Raw genomic sequence first — 6,759 nt, forward strand, 5'->3', positions numbered from 1 at the left:
CGATCGTGAGATCTACATTCCGAAATGACGCGCGAAGTGCTTGTGCCACGGGCCTGCGCGCGGCTTTGAGCGAGCCGTGACGGTGCCGTTCGCACGTCGCTGGGCCGCCCGGCTCCGCATCATTGTGGTTAACCCCCAATTTCGCGCCCTTCCCTGCCCGGCTAACGTCGCGTCCAAACTCAGCGAGCGCGGCCACATGTCGAGGCCGCACATCTTTCGCGTTGTTCAATGCATCTACTGAGGAAGAGGAAGAGAAAAAACAAGAATGAGCGACAGCACATCAGAGGGTTACCAGATTTCCCCAGCCACGAATCGAAACAAGTTAGATATCTTAACTAACGTCAAAATTCCGGACATGAAACGCCTTCGTGCAGACGACGATTCGACGGCAATCACCGTCGGGGGCAGGTGCGCGTCATCGCATCGCGAATCATCGGGAAGCGACAGGCTCGTGGTGGTCAAACTGGCGTGCCCGATGGCCTGCTCGCCGATCCGCGCACCTGTCATTTCGACCCGGCAACGATCCAGTGCGCAAGCAGCGCGACGAGCACCAGCAACTGCCTGACCGCAGCCGAAGTCGCCACCGCCACCAAGATCTACAGCGGCCCGACGGATGCCACGACCGGTGAGCGGATGCTGGCCGGCTCGCCGCAGTACGGTTCGGAAGCCAACTGGATCGGCGTCGAAGTGCCGACCACGAACTCGACGGACACGCCGGTGCCTGTCACCGGTCTGTTCAGCTACTCGATCGTGACCGGTGCGTACAACCTGATCTTCACGGGTTCGCCGAGCATGCCGACCATCGACAGCTTCGGCTATCAGGACGCGAGCTTCTATCCGACCTATCTGCAGGCAAACCACCCGCTGAACGATGCGACGAGCCCCGACCTGTCCACGTTCCAGAAGGCTGGCGGCAAGCTGATCCTGTGGCACGGATGGGCGGACCAGCACATCTCGCCACTCTTCACGATCGCATACTACGACGCTATGCAAAGCACGATGGGCGCGTCGAACGTCAGCGAGTTCGCACGGCTCTATGTCGTGCCGGGTGTCGGCCACTGCGGCGGCGGCGAGGGCTTCCCCAACATCGACCTGGTGTCGCAGATGACCGGCTGGCTCGAGCAGGCGAAGGCTCCGAACGCCGTGATGACGTACCAGACCGATTCGTCGAACGCAGTGACGGCGACTCGCCCCGTGTACCCGTATCCGGCGGTAGCGAAGTTCAGCGGTTCCGGTGACTGGCACGACGGCGCGAACTACACGCAAGGCGCACCGCTGTACACCGCGTCGACACCTGCGTGGGCCGGTTCGAGCTTCTACAAGTCGTACACCGCGAAGACCCAGGGCGTCGCGGCGCCGTAAGCAGGCTTATTCAACTATGTTGTAACCGGGCCGGCCCAGCGGGGCCGGCCTGCTACGTCCCCTCCTTCATCAAGCGTGGTTAGCGGGCGTGCTGATCTAGCCGGCCGTTCCCTTCTCCGCGCCATCCCACTCCAGCTTGCCTGCGGTTTTACCCGCCACCGAATACAACGCGCCCGGCGCGTTCCGCGTGCGCTGGAACGCCTCCAGCGTTTCGCCGCGCATTGCGGCGTAGATATGCAGGTTCGACACGCCGACCACCGCGCCCAGCTTCTCCAGCATGAAGAAAATCACGCCGTAATGCAGCAGGCCGCGCCAATCGCGCCGACGCAGCATATCGCGCTCTTCATCCGACAACCCGGCCGCCTCGAAGCTCGCCTCGGGATCGCGGACGAACGCCTCGCGATGAGCCGGCTCGACCAGCTTGTGCAAATACTCGTTGATCCGGAACGCGCGCACCGCCACTTCGATCGAAAACGGATACGTGCCTTCGAGCTTCTCGGCACCCGCCAGTTGAACGGCCATCCGCTGCCGGTGGCGTTCGACGCTCGCGGCGTTCGCCGCGCCCTCTTCGCCTTCGTAGATCGCGGTCGCGATGCCCGCCATCGACGGCAAGTAGTAGCTACGGTGCTTGCAAACGACATTGGCCGATAGCGCGCCGCGCATGGTCAGCCACATCACGACTTCCGCGCCTTCGTAGCCGCCGAGTGCGGCATATTCGGCAATCGTCATCTCGGCCAGTTGCTCGGGATCACGCCCGAAGAAATCGAGAAAGCGCTGATCCCATTCGACGTTGTTAAAGCCCGCACGCTCGCCGTGCACCTGATGGGAGAGGCCGCCGGTCGCGAGAATCGCGACCTTCAGATCCTCGGGATAGCTTTCGATCGCGCGTCTAAGCGCGTGGCCCAGCTTATAGAATCTGCGCGCGTTGGGCATCGGCAATTGCAGCACGCCCATCTGGAGCGGCACCAGCTTGACCGGCCATTCGGGCTCGTGCGGGCACAACATGGACAGCGGCGAAAAACAGCCGTGATCGAGCGTCTTGCCCTGAAAGAAGGACATGTAGAATTCCTCGGTCATCAGTGACTTGCCAATATGCGCAGCCAGCCTGGGATGCCCGTCGATCGGCGGCAGATCGCGCGCGCCGCCACCCTCGTCCGCAACCGGCCATTGCGCGCCGACGCCTAGCGCGAACGCCGACTAGTGATCGAAGAAGAACGACGTAATGTGATCGTTGTAAATGGCGACGATCACATCGGGCCGCTTGTCGGCGAGCCACGCGGCCAGCGGTGCGAAATTCTCGAAGATCGGCGCCCAGACCGGATCGTCGCGCTTGTTCTTGTCGAACGCAAAACCGATGGTGGGTGTATGCGAGGCGGCGATGCCGCCGATGATGCGTGCCATACCGTACTCCTGCAAAGAGTCGCAAATCCGGCGGCGCGGTGTGCCGACGGATCGGAACGGGCGAAACGGGAATCACATTGGCATGGCTGCCAGCGCAACGCCGAAGCTCCCTATCGCTATGCGTGATGCTCAGCTTGCGGGACCGCGCTCTGCCCGACGCTGATCGCCAATCTTGCCATCAGGGGATGGAGCGGGGATTGATCTATCGCCACCTTTGCGCAGGCAGTCCGATGTGCAGGCGAGTCCGGAGGTCATAAAGTTTGCGCTGTGGGTGGGGACCGGCGCATGCCGCGAAAGCGGCCTCGCGCCCAGAAACGAGAGAAGAATCTCGACTCGTGCCGCAATGACGGTTTCCAAAACACCAATCGAAACAGGGCGACAAAGCCACGCTCCGCCGCCCCGTGTCCATCCGTACTGCCTAGCGCTTACACGCTTACATCTTCATCACGTCGACCAGCGTCTTCTTGCCGTCCTTGTAGTCGTACAGAGAGATCACGCCGTGCTGCAGGTCGCCCTTCGCATCGAACGTCGTCTGACCGGTCACGCCCTTGTAGTCGGTGCCCGCGATCTTCGCGAGAACCTTCGACGGTTCGGTCGAATTCGCGCGCTTCATCGCATCGACGACGATGTACACCGCGTCATACGTGAACGGCGCGTCGAACTCGATAGGGTGGCCGAAGCGCTTCGTGTACTTCGCCGCGAATTGCGCGCCGCCGTCCATCCGCTCGACGGCCATGCCCGCCTGCGAGCACACGACATTGCCGGCTGCCGCGCCAGCCAGTTGCGCGAGGCTTTCCGTGCACACACCATCGCCCGACAGCACTTTCGCGCGCAGGCCGAGCTGGCGCGCCTGCTTCGCGAACGGGCCGCCGGTGGCATCCATGCCGCCGTACATGATCGCGTCCGGATTCTCGCCCTTGATCTTCGTGAGAATCGCGCGGAAATCGACCGCCTTGTCGTTGGTCGCGTCGTGCGACATGACCTTCAGGCCGAGCGCCTTGGCGGTCTTTTCGAACTCGTTCGCGAGACCCTGGCCGTAGGCCGTCGAGTCGTCGACGACTGCCACGCTCTTCACGTTCAGATTCTTCGCGGCGTAGTTCGCGAGCGCCGGACCTTGCTGCGCATCGGTCGCCACAACCCGGTAGGTCGTCTTGAAGCCTTGCAGCGTATATGCCGGGTTCGTCGACGAAGGCGAGATCTGCACGATGCCCGCATCGCTATAGATCTTCGACGCCGGAATCGATGCGCCCGAGTTCAGATGGCCGACCACCGCGACGACCTTGTCGTCGACCAGCTTCTGCGCAACCTGGGTGGCCTGGCGCGGATCGGCGGCGTCGTCCTGCGCGTCGAGCACCAGTGTGATCTTCTGGCCGTTGATCGTCAGTCCCTTCGCGTTGATTTCCTCGATCGCGAGGCGCGCGCCGTTTTCATTGTCCTTGCCGAGGTGAGCCGAGCCGCCCGTCAGCGGACCGACGTGACCGATCTTGACGACCTGATCGGCGCATGCCGTGGTCGCCATGCCTGCGAATGCAATGACCGCTGCGCTGATCGGCAACAGTTTGTGAAGCTTGAACGTCATGCAGAATCTCCTCTGTGTTTCCAATCAACTGACTGTGATGCTCGTGAAGCTGATGAATTCGTGGGCGCTTATTGGGTGCTTATTGCGCGAGATGAATTGCAGCAATGGCTAGTGGATGCATCGGGCGCCCCGAATTTTGGTGCAGGACGATAACGCAAAATTGGAAATAGCAAAAGGCTTCAACGGCGTCCGCCGTTGATTGATCCATGCTTCATGGCGAAAAAACCGGTGCTGGCGCGGTGAAAGTGCGGCTTGGACGCTAGCACGCATTGGCCAGCCAATCGACAAAATTTGTAAATCTCGCATTATCTCGACAGGGCATCGCATGAAGGGCCGTTAACATTCAGGCACTTACGGAAACTGGTTGTTAACTCGGTGGGAAAGGCGCCTACTTTCGTCTTTTGGGCGGCGAAACGATGCACGAGGATGTTCTGAGTATTGAAGAGGCGTTCGGTGATCTGAAGGACCCACGCAGCCGCACGCCGGCCCATGACCTGACGGAAATGCTGATGGTGGCGTGGTGCGCGATTCTCTCGGGTGCGGACAGCTGGATCGGTATTGAACTTTGGGGCCAGACAAAGCTCGACGGGCTGCGCCGCTACATTCCGCTGGAACAGGGTATCCCGTCTCACGACACATTCGGACGGGTGTTCGCGGCGCTCAATCCGAAGCAGTTCGAAGCATGCTTCATTCGCTGGATGGGTCATCTGTGTCCAGCGCTGACCGGGAATGTGGTGGCGATTGATGGCAAGACCGTGCGTGGCTCGCATGGGCGCGGCCAGCGCGCACCTCGTGTCGGCATACGGCAGCGGGCTGGGCATCGTGCTCGGGCAGGTGCGCACAGCCGACAAGAGTAATGAGATCACGGCGATCCCTGAACTGCTCGACGCCTTGCTGCTCAAGGGCGCGATCGTTACCATCGATGCGATGGGCTGCCAGAGCGCGATCGCCGCGCGCATCGTGAAGGCTGGGGCCGACTATGTGCTCGCAGTCAAGGGCAACCAGCCCTCGCTACTCACGCACATCCGCACGACAATCGAGGCCATCGAGCGGGTTCCGCTTGCTGACTGGGGAGTGTTCATCAACGAGCACCGTACAATCGAGAAAGGCCACGGACGCATTGAGATGGACGCCCAAAAAAAAGCACAGTCTGCCGTGACCGGCGAGACCGTGCAACATTACCCTCCTGAGACTTCGTGGTTACTGATTTGCGGGTCCTGGTTCTTTATCAGAACTCGTACCCGACCTGAGCACGCACGCCTGCGTCGCCCGTCGACGTGACCGATACGGCGCCGTTCACCAGCCATTTGCCGTTCCGGGAGCGGTACGTTGCACCCACTGCCGCAGCGCTGCCGCCCTTGTAGCTGGCCCCACCGGCGGCGACGATCGTACGGCCAGGACCGGACGGCGTCATGTTCGGCATAGCCATTGCTGCTGCGATACCGGCATAAGCGTTTTTGGCGACATCGTTGATTGCCTGGTTGGTCGCATTGAACCGCTGATCGGTGTAGTCGTTGGCCTGCTGCACGCCTTGCGATACCGAGTTGTTCAGCTGACCGACATTCACTGCATCCGTATCCGCCGTACCTGCTGCGACATTGGTGATCTGGCGTTCGTTACCCGCCGAGCCCACCGACACCGAGTTGTCGCGGTCCGTCACCGAACCCTGACCCAATGCCACCGAGTTCGTATTGGCCGCCTGCGAGCCCGTACCGATCGCCGTCGAGTTGACGCCCGTCGCCGCCGCATTGGCGCCGACTGCCACAGCGTTGTCCGCTGCTGCGTTGGCACCCGCACCGATCACCGTGGCGTAGTTGCCCGAGGCAACTGCACCCGCACCTGCCGCCGTGCTTGCCACACCGCTACCCGGGTTTGCCGCATTGTTCACGGCACCAGTGGATCCCGGAAGATCGTTTGCATTGAAGTACGGGCTTCCTGGCGTTAGGTTCGACACCTGGTTCGACACCCGGTTGCCGATATCCGTCACCTGGTCCTGCAACGCCGACAGCTGGCCAAAGTTCACTGCGTCGTAGGTCGAGATACCATTGGCCACGCCCGTCACCACGCGATTGCCGGACGTGCCAGCCATGTTCACCAGCAGGCCACCCGTGCTCGCGCCCACCGTAATGTTGCCCGTGGCTGAATCCTGCTGAACCAGACCGATCGAACCGTTGCTGATCTGCGTCTGCACGTCCTGGATGTCCGTCGTGTTCTGGGTCACGCGGCCGTCAAGATTGCTGACCGCATCACCCACGCTGTGAACCGTCGTGCCGCCCACGCTGTAGCTCGGTGCGCTGATCGTGCCGTCCGCGTTCACCGTCGAACCGCCACCCAGCGCGCCCGCCACCGAGCTGCTGGCGCCATACAGCTGGCTGCCGTTGATCGCGTCCACGCTCGCGGCGTTCACCGCGCCAGCT

Annotated in this window: 3 protein-coding genes and 2 pseudogenes; 2 read left to right on the top strand and 3 right to left on the bottom strand. The window is 62.0% G+C overall.

Annotated elements, in window-relative coordinates:
* Positions 1-468 precede the first annotated feature (468 nt).
* Positions 469-1,362, top strand: a complete 894-nt coding sequence (locus P0D89_RS32795) for a tannase/feruloyl esterase family alpha/beta hydrolase (protein ID WP_408364032.1) — start codon at positions 469-471, stop codon at positions 1,360-1,362.
* 96 nt (positions 1,363-1,458) lie between these two features.
* On the opposite strand, the pseudogene P0D89_RS32800 reads toward P0D89_RS32795, so the two are convergent.
* Together P0D89_RS32800 and P0D89_RS32805 are read right to left on the bottom strand one after the other, a co-directional pair.
* A pseudogene (locus P0D89_RS32800) lies at positions 1,459-2,763 on the bottom strand (gallate dioxygenase).
* A 433-nt stretch (positions 2,764-3,196) separates the two neighbouring features.
* Complete coding sequence (locus tag P0D89_RS32805) at positions 3,197-4,342, bottom strand: branched-chain amino acid ABC transporter substrate-binding protein (protein ID WP_408364030.1); 1,146 nt, start codon at positions 4,340-4,342, stop codon at positions 3,197-3,199.
* A 503-nt stretch (positions 4,343-4,845) separates the two neighbouring features.
* Between P0D89_RS32805 and P0D89_RS32810 the strand changes: the two are divergent.
* Positions 4,846-5,623 (top strand): annotated as a pseudogene (locus P0D89_RS32810) (ISAs1 family transposase).
* Here the strand turns inward: P0D89_RS32810 and P0D89_RS32815 are convergent.
* The coding region (locus tag P0D89_RS32815; protein ID WP_408377738.1) for a YadA family autotransporter adhesin at positions 5,571-6,759 on the bottom strand (1,189 nt) is incomplete at its 5' end. The pseudogene P0D89_RS32810 and the gene P0D89_RS32815 overlap by 53 nt on opposite strands.

Origin of the sequence: Paraburkholderia sp. RL18-085-BIA-A, from assembly GCF_046027075.1 — a bacterium.
Classification (GTDB): Bacteria; Pseudomonadota; Gammaproteobacteria; order Burkholderiales; family Burkholderiaceae; genus Paraburkholderia.

Excerpts from the sequence above, each read along its gene's own strand:
- P0D89_RS32805 (WP_408364030.1), bottom strand. The coding sequence starts at position 4,342 with ATGACGTTCAAGCTTCACAAACTGTTGCCGATCAGCGCAGCGGTCATT.